We start from the raw sequence: 21923 nt of genomic DNA on the forward strand, positions 1-21923 counted from the left end.
TTATTGACGGTTGACCGGAATTTTGTGGTTTCCTTCTGGGCGGGACTTTCCTGATTTGTTGATTCGCTGTTCATTTTCTCGTGTCGGAGGTTCTTCTTTTTTCTTTACGTTACTGGGAGCTTGCGGAATGATTCGCCCGACGACATCACCCAGCTCTTCGGCGATCCCGGCGATGGGTCGGCCACGTCGCATGTCAGCCGCCATTTCTCTGACGCGTTGTACGAGACCAGGGTCAGCCGTCACCAGGGCAGTTGCTCCTTGAGGGTCTTCCTTGAGCGCTTCCGCGACCGAATATTTGATTACGCCTACTTCTGGACGGTCAAGATGCGGATTCACATTGATGCCAACGACGGCATATTTGCCCAAAACAACCGCTGTTGCGCCATTAACGTTTGGCACCCGGGAGGCGAGTTGTACCAGACGGTCGGCTGTAGCTTGCGGCGATTGATTATAGGCGGGGGAAGGTGCAGTTTGTTGCACACGCTGGCGCTCGTCTGCCCGTTTGTTTGGCTGCGGTGCTGCCTGATTTGCCGGTGGCTTGTTGCCAGTCATGCACGCGGAGAGCAGCAGGCTGACACTAAACACGAGAATAGCTGTCCGTTTCACGGTCATTCTCCTTTACTCTAAGATGCTGATCCAAGATGCTCCCACACAAAAAATAAGATGATTACTCGTATTGTGTTCTCATGTCCCGCTTTTCATTCTGAGCGCCGTCTATCTTTTCTTTCGCCGTCATACACTGTAGTACATCACGTCGCCAGATGCTGAGCATCCCATCCCAAATTGCATACGGTATATCAGATGGGTTATAGGAGGCGAGATTTTGAAGAAAATCTACGTTCTGGACACCAACGTACTCCTGCAAGATCCACGGGCGATGTTTTCCTTTGCGGACAACGAAATCGTCATACCCGCCGTGGTGTTGGAAGAAATTGATTCAAAAAAGCGCTACATGGATGAAATTGGCCGAAACGCACGATATGTATCCAGACTGTTTGACAGCTTCCGTGAACTGGGACATCTGCACCAAGGCCTCATTTTGGAAACAGGAGGGTTGTTTCGGGTAGAGTTGAATCATTCCTCGCTATCCAAACTTCAAAGGCAATTTACAGAGGTCACCAACGACAACCGCATCCTTGCCGTAGCGCTGAACTTGCAGGAAGAAGAGAACCTGTCGCCTCAACCGCGCCCTGTCATTCTTGTCAGCAAAGACGCCTTGATGCGGGTAAAAGCAGATGCCCTGGGACTGATCGCGGAGGATTTCTTGTCAGACCGGGTCGTCGGCGAATACTCCAGTATTTACGCAGGCTACCAAAAGCTGCAGGCAGCGCCGGAGCTCATCAAGAACTACTACGCCAACCGCAAATTGCCTCTTTCCTCCAGCTTTCCGCAACATCGCTTCTATCCGCATCAGTTTCTCGTGCTGAAGGATGAATTGAATCCCTCCATCTCGGCAATCGGCAAGGTGGACCCCGATGGGAAAAATCTGGAAATGCTGATCGCTGACGATGATCCGATGTGGGGAATACGCGCACGAAATGTCCAGCAAAAAATGGCGGTTGAACTCTTGCTGCGGGAGGATATTCCCCTCGTGACCATGACCGGAAAAGCGGGGACGGGAAAAACCTTGTTGGCACTCGCAGCCGGACTCCTGCAGATTGAAGACCTGCAAACGTATAAAAAACTGCTCGTCGCCAGACCCATTGTTCCACTCGGGAAAGACATTGGGTATCTTCCCGGTGAAAAAGAAGAAAAGCTGCGCCCTTGGATGCAGCCGATTTACGACAATTTGGAATATCTGTTTAATACAAAGCGCTCGGGTGATCTGGACAAAATCCTGGCGGGTATGGGTAGCATTCAGGTAGAAGCGCTGACGTATATCCGCGGTCGCTCGATTCCCGGGCAGTACATTATTATCGACGAAGCGCAAAACCTTACCAAGCATGAAGTAAAAACGATTTTGACGAGGGTGGGGGAGGGTTCCAAAATTGTGTTGATGGGGGACCCGGAACAAATAGACCATCCCTATTTGGATGAGAGCAATAACGGGTTAACCTACGTGGTTGAAATGTTCAAGGATCAAAAGCTGGCTGGGCATATTCGCCTGGAAAAAGGAGAGCGAAGCATACTGGCGCAGCTCGCAGCCGATTTGTTGTAAACCTGAATAGGAGCAAAGAAAAGGGTTACACTATAGTTGTCGAGCCCGCAGATCGATGATTCAAACATCGGCGCAAAGCCTTCAGGAGGCGAAGAACCGTGGATGGTCATGATCAAGCAGTCGACAGTAGTCGAACTGGCGGAAACCGTACTCTTTAGGTAAACCAAACTCTTATCCGGAGGTTGAAGAGCCAAAGAGACTGATCGGTATAACCCCAAAAGCAACGGGCTCGACACGGCCGCTCCTTTATTGGGAGCGGTTTTTCTTTTTTCGGGGTTTTATAAGGAAAGCTTCTTTGAAAATAGAAAAACCCGGTCGGAACCGGGTAAGGGAAAGCTGGAATTTTTTGTGGGATCAGGCTTGTCGGTTGAGCCTTTTTTAATAAGCCAATCGAAGTATTATGCATCCCTTCATGGTACAGGGTAAAGAGGAGCATTTCTCCGAAGGTATTGATCTGTCAGCCTATCCATCTCACCTCTATTGTCGTCCGACCTGCTGGTGAGATAAGATAAACTTGTACAATCTACCAGCGGATAAGGGAGAACGACCCATGAGAACAAGACGTCTGATTATGTTCATTTGGTTGATCGCTGCAGTTCTTCTGCTGCAGGCATGTGGACCGGGACAAAATCAACAGTCGGGATTGCCGGCTGCTTTTGATCTGGAAAATCAGCAAGAATTCGGCATTCGCGGTATGTATCTGGGACAAAACATCAAACAAGTGATAGAGATTTTGAAGCCGGAAAAAGCTGATTTTATGGATGCGGTAACCAGAGAAAGCTTCACAGTTGACCAGCTTGCTGCCGGTGCGGGCACTACAGTGATGGGCCTTCTTTTTGTAGACGATTGCCAGTTGATGATCACTGTCAAGCAGGGAGTGCTTCATTCTATCGCGGTCGGCGGTGTTCCGAAGGAGAAAGCGACACTGTTTGCAACCAACCGGGGGCTTGCCGTCTATGACAGCAAGGAACGCCTGCAAGAGCTGTATGGTCCGATTGGTGAAGAGAAAGAGGGGCAAATCACTTTGCAGGGAAAGAAATATCAGGTCGTATTTAGCCTGAATGACAATCAGGTGATCGGCTACCGCTTCGTTACCATCGAGTAAGGCAGCAGCGAAGCAAGATCAGTCGCGTGAGGCCAGCCAATTCACAGAAACCTGGTAGGCCCTGGCGATTCCTTCTATTAAAAGTTCCTGCTCAGGATCAGTCAGATAAAGGTCACCAGCTTCGCCAGGGATCAGTCCAAACGTTGACTCCTTCATCTGCTCCAACGCAGCCCAGCGATCTTGCTGCTGGCCGGAAGACAGATCCAGCGAGAAGGCTGTCACTCTGTCGGTGTAAAGATAGACATGACCCGCCTGACTTTCGAATCCGATGTCTTCGAGATGATCAATGCTGGCGCTCGCAGGAAGGAGCCAAAGCGCAAATTCCTCTCCAAGCATTGATGCTTGCTCAAGCAGCTGGGCCAGCTTGTCGCGCTCTTGTTCATTGTCGACGATCAAAAGCTGCTCGTCGCGGTCAAACACGTTGACATGATCTCCAATTTTATGTATGACTTGTGCATAGAAGCCGGGAAGTTTACCTGAAGGAACGTGCATTTCTATCCCAAACATCCTTTTCATCCGTCATCACCCCATTTTGTGTTGATTGCTTTTATCGTATCACAGTATTTGAGGAGGTTTCACATGAAAGAGTCAAATCTGGTTATCGATAGTCTGGCGTTGGGCCCTTTCCAAACCAATGCGTATCTGCTCACCAACAACGATACACAGGAAAGCATCGTAATCGATCCGGGTATGGACCCCGAACCATTGCTGCAGAAGCTGGAGGGCAAAAACGTAGTGGCAATTTTGCTGACACATGCTCATCTGGACCATATTGGCGGGGTAAACGCAGTCAGAGCGTTGACGAATGCACCGGTTTACATCCATCCACTGGAGCAAGAGTGGCTGACAAATCCCGAGCTGAACGGCTCCACCCGCTGGCATTTGCCAGAACCGATTGTTTGCCAGCCTGCGGAGAATGAGCTGCATGACGGGCAGACACTGATGCTGGCAGGTTTCTCCATCCAGGTGTTGCATACCCCGGGCCACTCTCCAGGAAGCTGCTCGTTTGTGATTGGCCGCCATTGCTTCGGAGGCGATGTGCTGTTTGCCCAGAGCATCGGTCGCACCGATTTGCCAGGTGGTGACTTCGAGACACTGATGATCAGTATCCAGGATAAATTGTTTGAACTGGACGATGAGACAATCGTCTATCCGGGCCATGGCCCCAAAACGACCATTGATACGGAAAAAACGTATAATCCCTACGTAACGGGGATGCTTCGATGAAAAGGTGCTGCTCTCTATGGGTGGTGGCTGCGCTTCTCTGGGGAACAGTGGGATGTGCGCCGGGAGCCGGGCCGTCTGATCAGGGCACACGGCCGCCCGTGGCTTCTACGGAACAACCTTCTCCCGTTTCTGGAGCCGATCCTATGCCGGAATCCCTGCCTCCAGAAGAAAGCGGGGAGAACACTGAGGTGCCGAATGCTGGAACAGAGCCGCCTTTATCCCGGTTTCCCGAACAACGGATTACATTGATGGCTGTCGGGGATGTCATGGTTCATGACGAACAACTGGAGGCTGCCTTGCTCCCTGATCAGGTTTCCTATGATTTTTCCCCATCCTTTTCCCATGTGGCACCTATCTTTCAGGAAGCAGATTGGGTGGTCGGCAATCTGGAAACGACCCTGGCCGGACGCGACATGAGATTCAGCGGATACCCGATGTTCAACTCCCCGGACTCTTTGGCGGATACCTTGAAACAGATCGGCTTTACCGCGATGACCACGGCTAATAACCATTCAATGGATCGCAAAGAGCCCGGAGTGCTTCGCACAATTGAACAGTTGGACCGTGTAGGTATGCTGCATACGGGGACCTTTCGCGATGAAACCAGCCGCAATCAGCCGCTCATCTTGACCAAGGACGACTTTACGATGGCCGTCTTGGCCTACACGTACGGAACGAACGGAATACCGATTCCGCAGGGGAAGGACTATCTGGTCAATCTGATCGATCACGAGCTGATCAAGCAAGATATCGCCAGAGCGAGAGAAACAGGAGCAGATCTGGTCACCGTAGCACTGCATTTTGGGAACGAATACCAGCGCATGCCAAGCCCCAAGCAGAAAGAAACAGCGGCGCTTTGCATTCAGTACGGCGCCGATTTAGTACTAGGGGCGCACCCACATGTTTTACAGCCTTATGAATGGAAAACCGTGACACTGGAAAACGGGCAGACACATACCGGATTTATCGCATATTCTTTAGGCAATTTTATATCTGCACAGCGTCGTGAGTACAAGGATGTCGGTGCTATTCTGAAGCTTACGCTCTTCAAGGGAGAAAATGGCGAGGCACATGTAGAGCAAGCAGAATGGATTCCTACTTATGTCCATTATTATCGAAAAAATGGAAAACGTCAGTATGTCATCTACCCAGTCTCGCAAACCCTGGCTGCGGTTCAACAGGGGCAGAAGGACCCTGTTTTGACCAAAGAAGTGCTGGCTTATTTGAATCGTTTAGACAAAGAAATACAAATTCATCTCGATTCCTTGGAGAAAAGGAAAGAAAAAGAAAAAGAGAAAGAGGCCAGCTAGCAGTGCTGGCCTTTTTGCATATGCAGTTTGCCGGGTAGCATACTGATCGGCGAAGGAGAGAAGGGAGTAGGAAAGAAAGCTACTTCTGTCCGAAACCAAAGGGAAAATTGATTTTTAGCTGCAGCTTCAGCTCTTCGTTGACCATGCTGATTCCCTGTACCTGAATATTCGGGGAGATCAGCTCAGGGTAAAAACCAAAATCGTAGGCTTGATCCATTTCCTCGATGGTGGAGGAAGGCAGGGCAAAGCCGTCGAAATACAATTCATTGATGCGAAATTTCAACTCTTTCGGCGAAACCAGCTCGTAGGAACCGACCAGCTTGATCTGCATGTGATCATAGGTACCTTCGACGATGAGCTGATTGTTTTCGAAGCGGAACTGTGAATGTTTGAACAGTTCATCTTTGTTCATCAAAAATTGGTTAAACTCATCTTGCCGGATCGTTAGTGTATGCAGGAATAACCCCTCGGATTGAATACGATCCGGAGTAGCCAGCTCAGGAATCTGAAACATCACCGTGGACAATTGGCTGAAAAAGGTTTGGAAAGCTGGCAGGCCGCGCTCGCGCCAATCGACGATTAAATGGCCTATTAGGGACTGAACATTGGTCGCATCGCCTATTTTCGAGAGATTCTCTTCTTTCTCAGCCTGGATAGCGAGCATCTCGGCCAATTGCTTTTCGTACGATTTTTTCAGTTCCTGCAAAGCGGTGATCCGCTGCAGCTTATCAGACTGCATAGCTTCCATTTTTGTCCGCTCGGCCTGGTATTTTTCCAGTTTCTGCATGTCTCTTTCATACAAGAGCTGCAGGAAATCAAACATCAGCAAAAAATCATTAAAATTTTCAGCGTCAAACAACAGAGTCAAAAGCGAAACGCGCTCCCCCGTGTAGTAGGCCACAGCTACTTCACCGGCATGCCGCTTCATCGCTTCCATGACAAGTTTTTGCCGTTGCATGTCCAAATCAAGACGGGCTACCTCTCCGTTCAGCCGGCTTTCCTCCTGTTTGATCATTCCCAGCGTCCGCTCCAGCTCTTTTTGTGTAAAATGCTGTTGCAGGATCAACTGCTCCAAAGGGGGAAGTTCCTCGGCGAAAGCGGTTAAAGGCATAAGGGCAAGCAGCAAGGCGAGCAATAGTTTACGCATCTCTTCACCTTTTGTTTCGTAGCGTGATTGGAGCCAAAAGCCAAAGACGCTCTCACCACATTGTATGATCTCTTTTCGTATTATAGCCTTAGTTGACTGAATTTGGATAGCAGGAGAAACGAAGATGACGATATTACCCAGAATTTACAAGGAAATCGAGCAACGGCCAGAAGGGGCCATTCCATTTGTCCGCTTCATGGAAATGGCTTTGTATGATCAACAGGGAGGGTATTATACCTCTGCCCGCCAAAAAATCGGCAAGGACGGCGATTTTTATACCAGTGCCACCGTGCATCCTGTATTTGCAGAGACACTGGCTGATGTCGTGATCGAGATGTGGGAAGCCGGAAAGTGGTCTGCGCCCACCCTGGTCGAGATTGGAGGTGGGACGGGAGCACTGTGCAATGCCATACTCAGCCGGTTGCAGGAAGCAGCTCCGGCACTTTTCGCTGCGATTCAGGTGGTCTTGGTGGAAGCAAGCCCCTACCATCGCCAGCTGCAGCAGGATGCTCTGGCGAAGTGGCAGCGTCCCGTCCGCGTCTATGAAAGTCTGAAGGCGGCGGCTGTAGCGGAAACCATCGAGGGGGTCATCCTCTCCAATGAGTGGTTTGACGCTTTTCCTGTTCATCTCGCTGAGAAAACGGGCGAGGGGTGGCAGGAGGTGTATGTGACCAGACAAGGAGAGGGGCTGCAAGAGTGTTTGCGGGAGCCCGCCCCGGCACTCGCCAGTTTTTTGGCCGAGGTCGATGAGAGACTGCCAAAAGGAATGCGCGTAGAGGTTAATCTGGAGGTGGGACGGACATTTGCCCAGCTCGCCGAACTGTTGAAGTGCGGGTACATCATTACCATCGACTACGGAGATCTTCAGGAAGATTTGTACCATCCGAGCAGAAAAAGAGGCACGCTGATGTGTTACTACCGTCATCAGGTGGATGACAATCCGTACGTTCGTGTCGGGGAGCAAGACATAACCGCCCATGTTAATTTTTCAGCGTTGATCCAGGCAGGGGAGCAGTCCGGTTTTCAGACGATCGGCTTCATGCGGCAGGATCAGTTTCTGATCAAAAGCGGATTGCTTGAAAAAGCGGTCAATCACCAAGACAGAGACCCTTTTACGAGCGAAGCAATGAAGCGGAACCGGGCTATTCAACAATTGATTTTGCCAGGGGGACTGGGAGGATTGTTTCGGGTGCTGGTTCAGTCAAAAGGGGACATGCCTCAAGCGGGTTTTCGCTTTCAGAGAAGCGGACGAAGCTGGTAGTAAAAAAGGGCATCGCCAGAGAACCTGGCATGCCCTTTATATGTATGTGTCAGAGACGAAAAAAGATGCTCAGCAGGTGAGCATCTTTTTTCTTACAGCAATGTTTGGAGCACCAGAGAGTGCTCTTGTGGCCCAACTGGCATCACGAAGAACGTGTAGTAAGTGAAGCCCACAAAAGATACGAACATGAAACCAAAGAAAATGTTCAAATATGCCCGCTCGGTCAGATTCATGTAGCTGAGCGCCACGAAAAATGCGGTCAGGCCGAAGAACAACAGAGCCATCGGGTACAATCCACCCCAGAACGCCATCAGAGCGATAGCAATCGTCCAGAAGCCCAGTACGCGATACATACGATCCATCTGTAATCCCTCCTTTTGCTGCAAGTCGGCAATATTTACAAGATTCCTTCCCCATTATATAGGACAGGGAGAGACGTGTAAACGGGAAGGTATGACGGTTTTTTGACCGTATCAAAATGCATGCATGAAAAGCCGCAAATTCGGCGTTAGCTTTCTGGGGAAAGCTGGCTGCAGGCATCGGGCAGATGAATCACCGTGTAATTGCAGGAGCGGCATCCGCTCAACATCGACTCATCTTCTCGTAACTCAATGTTCCCAAAGTAGGTCTCAAATATTCCGGTCAACAAAGCGTTGTGCATCTTGCAAACGGAGTTGGGAAATCGCTTCGCGCTTTCTGAGAAGGTACAGTTATAGACCCGGAATCGCAGTTGGCCATCGGGCAGCGCTTCGATGTCCGGTTTTAAGCCCTGCGCGATTACCAAGCGGTTAATATGGTCCAGTTTTTCCGACAGGGAAGCCGTTTCCTTGAGAAGAGGGTATTCTTTGATCGCGCGCTTCGCCATTTCCTTTCCCATGCGATGCCCCATGTTGATCAGGGCCGCTTCTCCTGCTTCCCCAAGGGAAAGCAGACTCTCGATCGCGATGTCAGCGAGCAAGCGATAGTCGCGCGGAGGAAACTGAAGGCTGACGACATGATCAGACAGCGTATAGAGACGGCTTGGACGTCCGCCTTTCCCGCTCTTGTCGGAGGAGGAACTTAGAAGGCGAACATCTTCCAGCTTCGTTAGATGAAGGCGGGCAACGTTTGGATGGATAGAAAAGTGTTCCGCGATTTCTTGAACCGTTACAGGTTCGATACGGTTCGATACATACTGGTAGATGGAAAAACGAGTTGAATCCGCCAAGGCGCTGGTTAGTTTTTGAGCGTCGCATTCCATATGGTTCCCTCCCTTCCTGCGGCAAATTATTTTAAGTGTATCCGATTTTTCGCTGAATGTTAAGGCGGGAGTGTGCTGATCGATTAGATCCGCTGTCGATTACCGGTAGATCTAATCGTATTTTTTAGATTTAATACTATTGACATAGTGTAAATACCGCATTTATAATCCTAAGTAAGAAAGGTTTTTTTATTAGCTTACTTTTAGAAAGCAAAAAGATGATATAGAGTGAGATGGAGGGTTAAACGATGGCGGTAGCAGAGCGTACCCGTACCCAAAAATTAACGTTTTTCACCTACCCGAGTTGCACCTCCTGTCGCAAAGCAAAAGCTTGGCTGGCAGAGAATGGGGTTAACTACGAAGAGCGGCATTTGTTCAAAAATCCGCCTACTTCTGAAGAACTGCTTGAAATTATCAAAATGACAACAAATGGGTTGGATGAAATATTGTCCACACGCAGCCAGCGCTTTAAAAACCTGGATGTAAACATTGACGATATGTCGGTAAGCGAGCTGTTGGAGATGTTAAGTGAAGAACCACAGCTATTAAAACGGCCAATCCTGACAGACGGTGAAAACCTGATCGTCGGTTTTAACCAATCGGCTATGAAAAATCTGCTTGCCTGATAAAGAGAGGGGTTTATCCCTTCTCTTTTTTCTTTTTTCAAACATGTTTACAATGAGAGCAAGATCACAGGGAAGGGATGGGACAAAATGGAGACCATTCGCTTGGAGAAAAAAGAAGGAATCGCCACGATTACACTGGCGCGCCCCGAGGTCCACAATGCGATCAGTCTGGAAATGACGGAGGAGATCCAGGCTGCTGTCGCGGACTGTGCAGCCGATTCACAGGTAAAAGTAATCATCTTTACGGGGGAGGGAGAAAGCTTCGTCTCTGGCGGAGATCTCAAACAATTTATCGCCGCGCGTGGAAGGGAGCAAGCTTTGCCGATCCTCAGCAAGGTCGCCGGAATGCTGAAGACAATCGAAGAATCTCCGAAACCGACCATCGCCATGATCAATGGCCACGCGATTGGGGGAGGAAGTGAATTTGCCATCTCCTGTCATTTTCGCTATGCCAGCCAGTCCGCTATGCTTGGCTTTGTGCAAATTGGTTTACATATTACGTCTGGCTGGGGAGGGGGTACGCGTTTGTTGGACAAGCTGCCTGAGTCTCGTGCGCTTGCTCTTTTGTTAACGGGAGAAAAGCTGACCGCCCGAGAGGCAGAGCGATATGGTTTGGTCGATCATGTGTGCCATCCCGATCGTTTGCGCGAGGAGACGGAGCAATTTGCCAGGATGATCGCCGCCCAGCCTCTTGCCGGGATTGAAGCCTATATGAGATTGCTTGCCTGGAAGCGCGCCGGAATCCCGCAGTCTGAAAGAGTGGAGCGCGAAGTCAGCCAGTGTGCCGATTTGTGGGGAAATGATGAGCATGTGCGTCTGGTAGAAAAATTTTTACGAAAATAAAAGACTTGCTGCCACACCGAAGTCTCTCCTGTTTAAAGAATTCTATGCTTGGACATACTTTTTCTAGGACGATAGGATTCATAAGCTGATTCCTATGGACATAGTCGGTTGGTGAGAACGAACCGGCAACGGCACGTCCTGTGCTTCACAACTAGCCCTCCGCCCATTTGGTTGGCGGAGTTAAGTTTTCTGATAGAAAACGATTCTACAAGAGTAGGAAAAAGCATAGGATGGAGTACATCATCCTTTTAAAGGTAACGGGAGGGACTTCATACATGGTAGCTTCCAGACAGGACGCATGGACTGAAGATGACGATCTGGTGTTGGCGGAAGTCACCCTACGCCATATTCGCGAGGGCGGCACTCAGCTAGCTGCTTTTGAAGAAGTAGGTCAACGCTTGGGGCGAACCGCCGCGGCTTGCGGGTTTCGCTGGAACAGTTGTGTCCGCAAAAGGTATGACGCGGCGATCGCTATCGCCAAAAACCAGCGGCAACAGTTAAAAAAGATGGGACGGCTTGCTTCTGTGCAAACGCAGAGCAACGGAGAAGCGCATCTGTTCAGGAGACCTCAGCAGCCCGTATCTATTTCTTTGCCTGAATCTTCGCCAAGCACGTACAGCCATCCGGAGGAAGAGCAGATCGAATCCGTGATTCGCATGTTGATCAATCAAAAAGGGCTGGTTCAGAGAGTCAAACAGCTTGAACAAGAGTTGGAAGGCAAGACGCTGGAGTTAAAAGAATGGAAAGACGCATATGACAGGACACAGAAAGAGCTGGAACAGATTCAAGGGGTAAATGAAGATTACAAGGCACTGGTTCAGATCATGGAGCGCGCCCGGAAGCTTGCATTTTTAAACGAAGAGGAGCCTGCCAGGGCGATCTTCAAAATGGACGAAAATGGCAATTTGGAAAGAGTAGAAAAATAGGGGCTTGCTTGCAAAAAAGGAGAAAAAAGAAGCGGTGCCGTACTGACCGCTTCTTTTTTCGTTTTAATTCGTTCCCTAGTCTTGGAGACCGACGCCTTCCGGAAGCCAAACGTACGGATTTTCTCCGCGGTCGCGCATCGGGTTGTACTTCACGGGAGTAAAGCCCATTTTCAGCCAGAATTGATCAGCACGACAGCGGGAATTGGTTTTGATCGGTGCCCCGAAGCTTTTGGCATGGTTAACCAGTGCAGTACCAAAATCCTTGCCGCGATAGTCAGGCAGCACTTCTAGCTTCCACAGCTCATAGTAATCCTGAGCAGGGGAGAAATAGCGATCGTACTTCCCGTCGATTTTGTACAGACTCATCCGTGCGATCAAAAGATCATTTTCGTAAATGCCGTAAAAAGGAGACTCGGAATCGTTCTCCACGATGTTCGCCTCCAGGTCTTCCTTCATCGAAAGTTCCTCCAGGCCAAATTCGCGAAATCTTTGAAACTCCTCCAAAGTCTTGTAGTTGATATTTAGTCGTTTTACCTCAAACATGAGTTGCCACTCCTCTCACGCACTTTGCCTTTCCACAAACCTATATCCATTATACACAAAAACGGTTGCACGATAGTGCTTTTTCTTCCAATCTCATCTCGTTTGTCAAAAAATGTTGTTGCTGTGAAGGTACAAATTTCAATTTCGACCTAGATCAAACTCATTTCTCATGGCAAAATAGAGAGTAAGCTAAATATTTTGGCAATCGCCCGGACAAGTTGCAAGCGTTTTCATAGTACGGACGATTGGTCAGTGAGAGGAGCGTTGCCATGCGAAAAGTATTGATTGCCAATCGCGGTGAAATCGCCAGACGGATCATTCGCACCTGCCGTGAGCAGGGAGTCGGGACAGTCGCGGTGTTTTCAGATGCAGACAAGGACCTTCCGTTTGTGCGTGAGGCAGATGAGGCTGTACACATCGGGCCACCCCCGGTGCCGCACAGCTATCTCAATGTGGAGGCGATCATTGCTGCCGCCAAACAGACCCAGGCCGATGCGATTCACCCCGGCTATGGACTGCTGTCGGAAAATGCAGCGTTTGCACGTCGCTGCGAGGAAGAAGGGCTGCTTTTCATTGGTCCAACGCCTGAGGTGATTGCCCAGATGGGGGATAAATTGACGGCGCGCAACGTGATGCAAGCAGCTGGTGTGCCCATCGTGCCTGGCTTCCAGGAACCAGCAGAGACTGCCGATGAAGCGGCTTCCATGGCGGCTGAGATCGGCTACCCGGTGATGCTCAAAGCGAGCGCGGGCGGCGGCGGTATTGGCATGCAGATCTGTTATCAGGAAGAAGACCTGCGTCAAGCCTATCAGTCAGCAAAAGGCAGGGCAAAAGCTTACTTCGGCAATGATGCGATGTACGTGGAGCGTTATGTAGATGAGCCGCGTCATATCGAAGTGCAGATTGCCGGAGATATGCATGGCAACGTACTGCATATCCTGGAGAGAGAGTGCTCCATTCAGCGAAGACATCAAAAAGTGCTGGAGGAAAGTCCATCTCCTTTTCTGGACGCCGACACCAGGGAGAGACTTTGCGCTGCAGCCGTTCAGGCAGCACGGGCGGTAGGCTATACAGGCGTGGGAACGGTTGAATTTATCGTAGATGGAAGCAAGCAGTTTTACTTTCTGGAAATGAACACCCGTTTGCAGGTAGAACACCCTGTTACAGAGGAGATGACCGGACTTGATCTGGTTGCCATGCAGCTCGATATTGCCCGCGGAAAACCGCTTGCGCTAAAGCAGGCAGAAATCAAGGCAATCCGGCATGCAATCGAGCTTCGCATCTACGCCGAGGACCCGGTTACCTTCATGCCTTCTCCCGGAACCATCACGCTGTATCAACCGCCGGAGCTGGAAGGGATTCGAATCGACGACGGTGTGGAGACGGGGACACAGGTAACTCCGTTTTACGATCCCATGATTGCCAAGGTGATTGCATCTGGGGCAGACCGGGCTGAAGCCATCGAGCAAGCCAAGAAGGCATTGGAGCAATTTATCATTACCGGTATTAAAACGAACCTTCCCTTTTTGCTGGAGGTACTCGAAGACGAGCTTTTCGTGAAAGGAACCTACACGACCCGCTTCATTCAGGAGCGCAAACAAAAATCAGTCTAAGGAGTGCAATCACTATGAAGAACGTGACAGCGACAATGGCAGGTACCATCATTAACATCCTGGTGCAAAAGGGAGATCAAGTACAGGCAGGCCAAGACGTCATCGTGCTGGAGTCGATGAAGATGGAAGTGCCGGTGCAGGCAGAAGCCGATGGTGTGGTGACGGAAATCAAGGGCAACATTGGTGATTTTGTCAATGACGGAGATGTGATCATCACGCTGGAATAGTTTTGGTCTGTATCTAAACTGAGCGCCCGCTAGGAGAGGGGGAGAACCATGCAGATACAAGTGGTGGAGGTAGGACCTCGTGATGGTCTGCAGAACGAGAAAGAACTGCTCTCTACAAGTGACAAGATTCGATTGATCGAAATGCTTGCAGAAGCAGGCCTGCAGAGAGTGGAAGCAAGCTCTTTTGTCAATCCGCGGTGGATTCCTCAACTGGCTGATGCCGGTGAGGTTTGCAAATCGCTTCCACGAGATTCGCGTGTGACGTACAGTGCTCTTGTGCCAAACCTGAAAGGACTGGAGAGAGCCAGAGAGTGTGGCTTGACCGAGGTGGCGGTCTTTATGTCCGCATCGGAGACGCATAATTTGAAAAATATCAACAAATCTATGGCAGAGACATTCCCCATACTCCGGGAGGTCGCCCGGGAAGCGCTCGCCCTGGGCATGCGCGTCCGCGGTTATGTATCCACTGTTTTTGGCTGTCCTTATGAAGGGCATGTACCTGTGGAGAATAGTCGCCGGGTGACCGAGGAGCTGGTATCCATGGGAGTGTACGAGATTTCGATTGGCGATACCATTGGTGTAGCGACACCGCTGCAAGTACATGAGGTTTTTGCGACGCTTGTGAAAGATGTTACGACTGAGCGCTTGGCCGGTCACTTCCACGATACGCGAGGCACCGGTCTAGCAAATGTAACAGCCGCATTGGACGAAGGGATTCGTGTTTTCGACAGCTCCATCGGGGGGCTGGGCGGCTGCCCGTATGCACCGGGAGCGTCAGGCAACATTTCGACGGAGGATCTGGTGTACATGCTTCATGGGATGGGATATGAAACCAGGATTGACCTGGAGAAATTGACGGAGGCTGGTGCGTACATCCAAAAATTGCTCGGGCGCGTACTGCCGTCAAAGGTTCTCCAGGCTTCCCTCGCCCAGAAGCAGGAGCAGCCGAAACAGACCTGACCATCAGAAGCGAGGACAGTCGGGAAGTTCCCTGACCATCGAAAGCGGAAGTGGTAAAGAAAAACGGAGCCACAGCAAAAACAGCGGCAAGTAACCCTTGGCAGAGGGAGGATAAGCATGAGCATTTTGTTTCAGCAGGACGGGACGGTCGGTATTTTGACGATCAACCGTCCGGATGTTTTCAACTGTCTCAATCTGGATACTCTGCTTGCGATAAGGCAGAAGGTTGCGGAGGTGGCACTAGATCGTGAGGTGCGTGTGCTGATTGTCACCGGAGCGGGTGATCGGGCTTTTTGTTCCGGAGCCGATCTGAAAGAGCGGCGTTCCATGAGCGATCAGCAAGTTCAGCACTATATTAGAACCATCCGCGACACGTTCAGTGATCTGGAAAAACTGTCCAAACCGGTGATAGCTGCCATCAATGGCCTGGCACTGGGCGGAGGAACGGAACTGGCGATCGCTTGCGATTTGCGGATTATGAGCGAAGCAGCACAAATGGGGCTGACCGAGACGTCGCTCGGGATTATTCCCGGAGCGGGCGGCACCCAGAGACTTCCGCGGCTGATCGGCAAGGGGAAGGCAAAAGAGTTGATTTTCACGGCTCGACGTGTAGTTGCCGAGGAGGCGCTTGCGATCGGCTTGGTCAATCAGGTGACTGCTCCTGATCAACTCATGTCTGCCGCGTTGGCCATGGCACAGCAGATCGCAGAGAACGCCCCCATTGCCTTGGCCCAGGCCAAATTTGCCATCGATCACGGCCTGGAGGCCGACCTGGCTACCGGATTGGCGATGGAGAGCAACGCCTATCAGGTGCTGATTCCTACCCGGGATCGCCGGGAGGGACTGGAGGCCTTTAAAGAAAAACGCAAACCGGAGTATCGCGGCGAATAAGAGGAGGGAGAGTGACACCCATGAGCAAACACGCAGAAGAGATGCTGAGAGAACGCACGGCCCAGGTAGAAAAGGGCGGTGACGAGAAATACCATGACAAACTGAAGGAGCAGAACAAACTGTTTGTCCGTGATCGGCTGAAGCTGCTTTTTGATGACGAGTTTCTGCTGGAGGACGGCCTGTTTGCCAATTTTATGGCTGGTGATTTGCCGGCAGACGGAGTGGTAACCGCGATTGGGAAGGTGAACGGTCAAACGGTTTGTGTCATGGCCAACGATTCAACGGTAAAAGCAGGCTCCTGGGGGGCACGGACGGTAGAGAAAATCATCCGGATTCAGGAAACGGCAGAAAAAATGCGCGTTCCCCTGCTCTATCTGGTCGATTCTGCGGGAGCGCGGATTACCGATCAGCTCGAGATGTTTCCAGGCAGGCGCGGGGCCGGACGCATTTTTTACAACCAAGTAAAGCTCTCTGGAAAAATTCCGCAGGTCTGCATCCTGTTTGGACCCTCTGCTGCAGGGGGAGCGTATATTCCCGCATTTTGCGACATCGTGATCATGGTGGATAAAAACGCCAGCATGTATTTGGGTTCCCCGCGGATGGCCGAGATGGTGATCGGGGAAAAAGTGACGCTGGAAGAGCTGGGCGGCGCCCGGATGCATTGTTCCGTCAGCGGCTGCGGAGATTTGCTGGCGGCTAATGAAGAAGAGGCCATTGCCGCCGCTCGTCGCTACCTCGCCTACTTTCCGGAGAACTATACCGCCAAGCCTCCCGCCGCTGCACCATTGCCGCCGCGCCCGGATACCAAAAAGATCGGTGAGATTGTGCCGGAGAATCAGAATGCTCCATTTAATATGTACGAACTGATCGATGCGTTGGTGGACGAAGGCTCTTTCTTTGAGGTGAAAAAGCTGTTTGCCCAGGAGCTGATCACGGGGCTGGCCCGCCTGGATGGAAAACCGGTCGGCATCATTGCGAATCAGCCGCGTGTCAAAGGGGGCGTGCTGTTCGTCGACTCGGCCGACAAGGCGGCTCGATTTATCACGCTCTGCGACGCTTACCAGATTCCGCTTTTGTTCCTGGCAGATGTACCGGGCTTTATGATTGGTACCGCTGTGGAACGGGCAGGGATAATCCGCCACGGGGCCAAGATGATCTCGGCGATGGCCGAAGCGACCGTCCCGAAAATTTCTGTCATCGTCCGCAAAGCATACGGGGCAGGTTTGTACGCCATGGCCAGCTCGGCCTTTGAGCCTGATGCCTGCCTCGCCCTGCCTGGTGCCCAGATTGCTGTCATGGGACCCGAAGCAGCCGTAAATGCCGTGTACAGCAATAAAATTCAGGCGATTGAAGATCCGCAGGAACGCCAGGCATTTATTCAGCAAAAGCGTCAAGAATATCAGGAGGATATTGACATCTACCTGCTCGCCTCCAACCTGATCGTCGATGCCATCATCCAGCCGGATGAGCTGCGACGCGAGCTGATCGGCAGATATGAAGTGTATGCAGGCAAAAAGCAGCAATTTTCGGATCGGAAGCATCCGGTTTACCCAGTGTAAAAATTCTCTAGCAAGACTGTCTCCAAAAAGAGGAGGCAGTCTTTTTTATTTCCGGAAAACATAGAGAAAGAAGCGATAGTGAGACAGAAGGAGGTTTTCTTTCAACAAAAGCCTATTCCTTGGATGGATGTAAGTAAACGTCAGTGAATAATTGTTCGATAATTTCGATCTTTTTACGTAGGAAGAATTGATCATTTCCGCTAACTTTGGTATTCTGGAAATAAGTATTTATTAATGTGGGTGAACAAATGCCGTTTCAGAAGATACGCATGCATCTGGTTGTCATCGGTGGCGGTTCAGTGGGACTGCTTTACGCTGCACGCTTGCTTCTGAGCGGGCATTCAGTCGAACTCGTTACCCGTACACATGTTCAAGCAAAGCAATTGACAGCGGAAGGCATTACGCTTCATCAACTGGATGGCAGGCAGCGGCACACCGCCGTTCGGAGCCAACCGCTGGAAGTAGGTTTGCCGGAAGCGGATCTTTATCTGCTGGCGGTAAAACAGACCGACCTCGATGAGATTTTGCCTTACCTGCAGAGGATTCCGCCCCGCTCTCGGGTGCTAGCACTGCAAAATGGCATGGGACACTACGAAAGATTCACGGAGTTTCTGGATCGTCAGCAGTGTTTCTTTGCCAGCAATACCGAGGGGGCACGCCGTCTTTCGCCGGTAGAGGTAGAACATACCGGGACGGGACTGCTGCGTATTGGTCCTTGGGATGTCCAGGAAAATGCGGATCCAACATGTGCCGCTTTTGTCGAACTGGCCAATCATAGCGGCTTTCAAGCTGTTTATGAGCAGGCGATCAAGCCATTTGCCTGGCGCAAACTGCTGGCAAACGCCCTGATCAACCCGCTCACCGCCCTGTTTGAGATACCAAACGGAATGCTGCTGGAATCACCTTATACCATTCAGTTGATGAGAGAGTTGTTTGAGGAGGCAGCTTCCGTAGCCAACAGCTGCGGTGAAAAAATAGAAGAGCGAGATTGGCAGGAAGTTGTAAAAATTTGCCGAAATACATCCCGGAACATATCCTCCATGTTGCAAGACATTCGGCGGCGGAATCAGACAGAAGTAAACGCTATCAACGGTTATCTCGTACAAATGGGAAGGGAAACCGGACAGCCCACCCCTATGCATGAGACATTGCTGCGCGCCGTGCTTCTGAAAACAGACATGGTCGAGGGGAAGGGAGAGGGCCGTGCGTGACCTTTTTCGGTAAACTTTGGTCGTTACTTACTGGGACATGGACCTATTTTTGGGCGATCCTGACCGCGTTTCCCTTTTTGGGGTTTCCGCTCGCTTACTTCTCGATCTTTGCTTGGAAGCGAGACCGGCGTCTGGCAGGGCGCTGGGCAATCAATATCACGAATTTTTTGTTGATTCGCGCTGTCGCCGTCGGCTATAGCGTGATTTGGCCAGAGGCAGTCTCTGTCTGGTGGTGGATTACCGGGTTCTTCGTGACGGCGATCGCGTTGCTCGGTTTCATACAAGTGAAATGGAAAGGCAAGCTCTCCTTGTTGAAAGCCAGCTTTTCAGTCTGGAGATTATCTTTTCTTCTATTTGGACTGGTCTACGTGGTGTTGTATACGACCGGAATCGTAAAGACGATGGGCAACGTGTAAGCACCTGCGGTTCCGATACATATTCCAATAAAGAAAGAAGGTAGGTTTTATGAGGCTTCCCATCGAATCGATTGGGCATAAGATTCGCATGATTCGGAAAGAGCGTGGCTTTACCCTGGAAATTATGGCGAACAAAACCGGATTGAGCAAGGGTTTGCTTAGTCAGGTTGAGCGAGGGATTTCCCAGCCTTCCTTGGATTCGTTGTGGAAGATTACCAAGGCTCTTGAGGCATCTATCATTCATTTCTTTGAGGATATTGATCAAAAGCAGGTGCATGTGACTCGCAAGACGAAACGCAGACAGGTCGTATTTCCGGAATCCAGCGGGACCTACTCGTTGTTGTCTGCTGGTGGAAGCGCCAAGCTGGGGATGCTGGAAGTGCGTTTGCAACCCGGCCAGCAGGTGTTGGACAAATTCGTGCAAGGTGAGGGAGAAGAATGCTTCGTCGTTGCAGCGGGAAGTGTAACCGCCCGTTTTCACGACGAAGAGCATATTCTGGAGTCGGGAGACAGCCTGACATTTGACAGCACCAAAACACATAGTATCGAAAACACAGGCCAGGACGAAGCTGTCCTGATCTGGTCGGTCACGACGCCTCAATTTTAAGTTGCGAAAACCTACTGCTTACACTTTGACAACCCATTAAACGGGGTTGTCTTGTTTTTTGTAGAAAGGGGGCATGGTATAATTTGCAGTGACAAGGAGTAAGAAAGGTGAGCTTCTATGAATGTTGAATGCATATCACTTCCGTTGGCCAATCCATTGGCAGACGATTACCGGCAAGGTAAAGATAGCGCTTTGCGTTTTTTTAGGTATGCGCCCTATGACAAGCGCTCCTATCGGGAGAGGATCGAGTGGCTATCGCAAAATGATATTCCCCACCGCGAAGCATTGGCGGATGGTTTGTATACGTACAACCAGTCTATCGGCAATCACCAGGAAGCTCTGACAAACATCGAACTGCTGCGGCAGTCGGGAACCATGGTGGTCATCGGCGGTCAGCAGGCAGGTGTGCTAACCGGGCCTCTCTACACCATCCACAAAGCCATCCATTTGATCCAGGCTGCCAAGCGGCTGTCTGCGGAGTGGGGGGTAAGGGTTGTTCCCGTATTTTGGATTGCTGGAGAAGACCATGATATTGATGAGATTGATCATGTTTACGGGCTTCTCGATCAAGAGAGCAAACTGTACAAGGAAAAGCTGGCGCTAAAGCGATCCGGACGGCCGTCAGCAAGCAGTGTGCAGCTTGACCACAGTGATTGTCAGGCTTTCCTGAACAAGCTATTTGCCGGTCTGACGGAGACAAAGGAGACAAAAGAAATTCGCAAGTGGGCGGAAGAGAGCCTGGCAACCTCGAAAACCATCGTGGATTGGTTTGCCCGCTTGACGGCCGCGTTATTTGGAAAGTACGGCCTGATTCTGGTTGAATCCTCCCTTCCCTTTGTCAGAGAGCTGGAAAAACCGGTTTTTACGCAGATTCTGGAACAAAACGAATCGCTCAGCTCCCTGCTGGTGAAGGCGGCTGGAGAGCTGGAAAAGGCGGGGTATCCCCAACAGTTGGATGTGGGCGGGCAAGAGGCCAATCTGTTTCTCTACGAAGGAGTGGACCGCCTGCAGCTACTTCGACATGGCGATCACTTCGTCACCCGCAGGGGCACCTATACCCAGGGTGAACTGCTTGAGCTGCTGAAGAAAGACCCCTGTCGATTCAGCTCAAATGTAGTGACCCGCCCGCTGATGCAGGAGCATTTGTTTCCGACCCTTGCTTTTATCGGAGGGCCGGGTGAGGTTGCTTATTGGGCGTATTTACAAGAGATTTTTGCAGCCTTCGGCAAACAGTTGCCGATCGTCCTCCCGCGGATGTCTGTGACGCTGGTTGAGGGGGCGATTGCCCGTCTGCTGAAGGAATTTGACCTGAGCATCGAGCGCGCGCTGGGAGGATTTGCGTCCTGGAAAGAAGAGTGGGAGGCCCAGCAGGGACCCTATCCGCTGACCGATCGTTTTCAGGAGGTGCGAGACGCCTTGCGGGAGCTGTACCAGCCCGTAGTCAGCGAAGTGGCCCGGTTGGAGCCGGGACTGAAGCATTTGGCGGAAAAAAATGCAGCGCGGCTCCAAGAGCAGGTAGATTTCTTGGAAAGACGGCTGCACGCAGCGCTCGATCAACGAGAGGATATCGGATTGCGACGACTGTACCGGCTGGAAACGGCATTATATCCGGCAGGAGGGCTGCAAGAGCGGAAGCTGACGATCCTGCCGTTTCTCAATAGACACGGACTGTCACTGATCGATCGACTCGTCGAGGCGCCTTTTGTCCACGATGACAGTCATCAGGTTCTGTATTTGTAATTTCGATCTGGATAAAACGTTTGGCATAAAAGCCGCTTCCTATAAGGGTGCGGTTTTTTTCATGGAGCTTGCGGGATAGCTCAATACAGCAGTCTCGGAAATCTGCATACTGAAGTCTCTGGTATGTACATGCGACAATCTATTCATCCTCCAAAAACAGCAGTCTGCTGCTTCCCGATGGAAATATCTTTGCCGCCACCAGACGCTGGCCAAAGCTCAGTCCAAAGAAGTGGTCAAGCCCGTTATTCTTGTGATACGATGGGAAAAGTTACCTGTCACTTTGTTGTCATTTGTCGAAACATTTAACACATAC

The 21923-nt window shown here is 50.9% G+C and carries 23 protein-coding genes; 17 read left to right on the top strand and 6 right to left on the bottom strand.

The annotated features are described in order from the left end of the window. Nucleotides 1–612: a YhcN/YlaJ family sporulation lipoprotein gene (locus NDK47_RS09725; RefSeq protein WP_251874624.1), complete on the bottom strand. Its 612-nt coding sequence runs from the start codon at nucleotides 610–612 to the stop codon at nucleotides 1–3. Between the two features lie 211 nt (nucleotides 613–823). Between NDK47_RS09725 and NDK47_RS09730 the strand changes: the two genes are divergently transcribed. Beyond that, the gene (locus NDK47_RS09730; RefSeq protein ID WP_251874625.1) at nucleotides 824–2158 is read left to right on the top strand and encodes a PhoH family protein; all 1335 of its coding nucleotides are present in this window, start codon (nucleotides 824–826) and stop codon (nucleotides 2156–2158) included. Nucleotides 2159–2708: 550 nt separating this feature from the next. After that, nucleotides 2709–3263, top strand: coding sequence for a hypothetical protein (locus NDK47_RS09735; RefSeq protein ID WP_251874626.1), 555 nt, complete (start codon nucleotides 2709–2711; stop codon nucleotides 3261–3263). Nucleotides 3264–3281: 18 nt separating this feature from the next. Here the strand turns inward: NDK47_RS09735 and NDK47_RS09740 are convergent, their stop codons facing one another. Then, nucleotides 3282–3779 carry a hypothetical protein gene (locus NDK47_RS09740; protein WP_251874627.1) on the bottom strand — a complete coding sequence of 166 codons (498 nt, stop codon included), beginning with the start codon at nucleotides 3777–3779 and terminating at the stop codon, nucleotides 3282–3284. A gap of 63 nt (nucleotides 3780–3842) precedes the next feature. Between NDK47_RS09740 and NDK47_RS09745 the strand changes: the two genes are divergently transcribed. Next, nucleotides 3843–4490, top strand: a complete 648-nt coding sequence (locus NDK47_RS09745; RefSeq protein ID WP_251874628.1) for an MBL fold metallo-hydrolase — start codon at nucleotides 3843–3845, stop codon at nucleotides 4488–4490. Next, nucleotides 4487–5800, top strand: a complete 1314-nt coding sequence (locus NDK47_RS09750) for a CapA family protein (protein WP_251874629.1) — start codon at nucleotides 4487–4489, stop codon at nucleotides 5798–5800. The genes NDK47_RS09745 and NDK47_RS09750 overlap by 4 nt, the downstream gene beginning before the upstream one ends. A 79-nt stretch (nucleotides 5801–5879) precedes the next feature. On the opposite strand, the gene NDK47_RS09755 is transcribed toward NDK47_RS09750, so the two are convergent. Further along, a complete protein-coding gene (locus NDK47_RS09755; protein ID WP_251874630.1) occupies nucleotides 5880–6947 on the bottom strand; it encodes a coiled-coil domain-containing protein in 1068 nt (355 codons plus the stop codon). A gap of 124 nt (nucleotides 6948–7071) precedes the next feature. On the opposite strand from NDK47_RS09755, the gene NDK47_RS09760 reads away from it, so the two are divergent. Beyond that, nucleotides 7072–8208: a class I SAM-dependent methyltransferase gene (locus NDK47_RS09760; protein ID WP_251874631.1), complete on the top strand. Its 1137-nt coding sequence runs from the start codon at nucleotides 7072–7074 to the stop codon at nucleotides 8206–8208. 92 nt (nucleotides 8209–8300) lie between these two features. Here NDK47_RS09760 and NDK47_RS09765 read toward each other — a convergent pair whose 3' ends face one another. Then, nucleotides 8301–8570, bottom strand: a complete 270-nt coding sequence (locus NDK47_RS09765) for a DUF2626 domain-containing protein (protein WP_251874632.1) — start codon at nucleotides 8568–8570, stop codon at nucleotides 8301–8303. Between the two features lie 146 nt (nucleotides 8571–8716). Next, nucleotides 8717–9448: a helix-turn-helix transcriptional regulator gene (locus NDK47_RS09770; RefSeq protein ID WP_251874633.1), complete on the bottom strand. Its 732-nt coding sequence runs from the start codon at nucleotides 9446–9448 to the stop codon at nucleotides 8717–8719. Between the two features lie 248 nt (nucleotides 9449–9696). On the opposite strand from NDK47_RS09770, the gene NDK47_RS09775 reads away from it, so the two are divergent. From NDK47_RS09775 to NDK47_RS09785, 3 genes are all read left to right on the top strand, one after another. Beyond that, a complete protein-coding gene (locus NDK47_RS09775) occupies nucleotides 9697–10074 on the top strand; it encodes a Spx/MgsR family RNA polymerase-binding regulatory protein (RefSeq protein ID WP_251874634.1) in 378 nt (125 codons plus the stop codon). An 87-nt stretch (nucleotides 10075–10161) separates the two neighbouring features. Continuing rightward, entirely contained in the window at nucleotides 10162–10917 is a 756-nt protein-coding gene (locus NDK47_RS09780) for an enoyl-CoA hydratase/isomerase family protein (RefSeq protein ID WP_251874635.1), read from the top strand. Between the two features lie 275 nt (nucleotides 10918–11192). Next, nucleotides 11193–11843, top strand: coding sequence for an RsfA family transcriptional regulator (locus NDK47_RS09785; RefSeq protein ID WP_251874636.1), 651 nt, complete (start codon nucleotides 11193–11195; stop codon nucleotides 11841–11843). Between the two features lie 75 nt (nucleotides 11844–11918). On the opposite strand, the gene NDK47_RS09790 is transcribed toward NDK47_RS09785, so the two are convergent. Continuing rightward, on the bottom strand, nucleotides 11919–12386 hold the full coding sequence (locus NDK47_RS09790) for an N-acetyltransferase (protein WP_251874637.1): 468 nt from the start codon (nucleotides 12384–12386) through the stop codon (nucleotides 11919–11921). A 269-nt stretch (nucleotides 12387–12655) separates the two neighbouring features. On the opposite strand from NDK47_RS09790, the gene NDK47_RS09795 reads away from it, so the two are divergent. The 9 genes from NDK47_RS09795 (at nucleotide 12656) to bshC (ending at nucleotide 21610) form a co-directional block, all read left to right on the top strand. After that, the gene (locus NDK47_RS09795) at nucleotides 12656–13999 is read left to right on the top strand and encodes an acetyl-CoA carboxylase biotin carboxylase subunit (RefSeq protein WP_251874638.1); all 1344 of its coding nucleotides are present in this window, start codon (nucleotides 12656–12658) and stop codon (nucleotides 13997–13999) included. 14 nt (nucleotides 14000–14013) lie between these two features. Next, nucleotides 14014–14226 (top strand): acetyl-CoA carboxylase biotin carboxyl carrier protein subunit, encoded by a 213-nt coding sequence (locus tag NDK47_RS09800; RefSeq protein ID WP_251874639.1) that lies wholly within the window; start codon nucleotides 14014–14016, stop codon nucleotides 14224–14226. Nucleotides 14227–14274: 48 nt separating this feature from the next. Then, a complete protein-coding gene (locus tag NDK47_RS09805; protein WP_251874640.1) occupies nucleotides 14275–15186 on the top strand; it encodes a hydroxymethylglutaryl-CoA lyase in 912 nt (303 codons plus the stop codon). Between the two features lie 117 nt (nucleotides 15187–15303). Beyond that, nucleotides 15304–16077: an enoyl-CoA hydratase-related protein gene (locus tag NDK47_RS09810; protein ID WP_251874641.1), complete on the top strand. Its 774-nt coding sequence runs from the start codon at nucleotides 15304–15306 to the stop codon at nucleotides 16075–16077. 20 nt (nucleotides 16078–16097) lie between these two features. Next, nucleotides 16098–17636, top strand: a complete 1539-nt coding sequence (locus NDK47_RS09815) for an acyl-CoA carboxylase subunit beta (protein WP_251874642.1) — start codon at nucleotides 16098–16100, stop codon at nucleotides 17634–17636. Nucleotides 17637–17884: 248 nt separating this feature from the next. Further along, nucleotides 17885–18847: a ketopantoate reductase family protein gene (locus tag NDK47_RS09820; protein ID WP_251874643.1), complete on the top strand. Its 963-nt coding sequence runs from the start codon at nucleotides 17885–17887 to the stop codon at nucleotides 18845–18847. Then, nucleotides 18844–19263: a DUF3397 family protein gene (locus tag NDK47_RS09825; RefSeq protein ID WP_251874644.1), complete on the top strand. Its 420-nt coding sequence runs from the start codon at nucleotides 18844–18846 to the stop codon at nucleotides 19261–19263. Before NDK47_RS09820 ends, NDK47_RS09825 begins: the two co-directional genes overlap by 4 nt. A gap of 49 nt (nucleotides 19264–19312) precedes the next feature. Next, the gene (locus NDK47_RS09830) at nucleotides 19313–19870 is read left to right on the top strand and encodes a helix-turn-helix domain-containing protein (RefSeq protein WP_251874645.1); all 558 of its coding nucleotides are present in this window, start codon (nucleotides 19313–19315) and stop codon (nucleotides 19868–19870) included. A 117-nt stretch (nucleotides 19871–19987) separates the two neighbouring features. Continuing rightward, nucleotides 19988–21610, top strand: a complete 1623-nt coding sequence (bshC, locus tag NDK47_RS09835) for a bacillithiol biosynthesis cysteine-adding enzyme BshC (protein ID WP_251874646.1) — start codon at nucleotides 19988–19990, stop codon at nucleotides 21608–21610. Nucleotides 21611–21923 lie beyond the last annotated feature (313 nt).

The sequence above is a fragment of the Brevibacillus ruminantium genome (assembly GCF_023746555.1).
Lineage (GTDB): Bacteria > Bacillota > Bacilli > Brevibacillales > Brevibacillaceae > Brevibacillus > Brevibacillus ruminantium.